Genomic DNA, 578 nt, shown 5'->3' on the forward strand with positions numbered 1-578 from the left:
GAAGAATGGGGCACTTTGAACAACTGTAAACTCTTCATGCATTTCAGGTGGAAGCGCAGCGATGACCTCGGTGAGTTTACTTGGCTCGGCAACCATCATTGCTTTGATGATTGGATGATCATCTTCTAGCGATTCAAAATTCATCTCTGTCACGTCTAAGCCATTAATGTTGGCTTCGATGTCAGTGTATGGGTTGTGTTCATTTGTGATCAAACCATGCACTTGGCTGAATGCGTGCACATAAGCACCTAGTTCTTTCGCTTTACGAGCGACTAATTTAGCAGCCTTACCATCAATGATTTGCTGGTGGATAATTTCGTTTGTACCTACGTTTTTAACCATAGAACCATTGTAGAAAAGGACAAAATCTTTATCGGAATGAATATTCAGCTCATCCAATTTTGCCTGCATGCCTTCAAGTGGGCGGCCAGAAGCCAAAACGACAGTAACGCCAGCTTCACGAGCTTTCGCGATAGCGTGTTTGTTTTCTTCTGAAATCGCTTTGTCGCTGTTTAATAACGTGCCGTCCATGTCTAGGGCGATCAGTTTGTACATCTTTACTTACCTTAAAATAAGAT

The 578-nt window shown here is 42.6% G+C and carries 1 protein-coding gene; it reads right to left on the reverse strand.

The genetic code is table 11. From position 1 onward, the window contains the following. A partial coding sequence (locus tag R7Q46_RS28910; RefSeq protein ID WP_318078546.1) for an HAD-IIB family hydrolase occupies positions 1-555 on the reverse strand: 555 nt, incomplete at its 3' end. Positions 556-578: the final 23 nt, after the last annotated feature.

The sequence above is a fragment of the Vibrio sp. 811 genome (assembly GCF_033339195.1).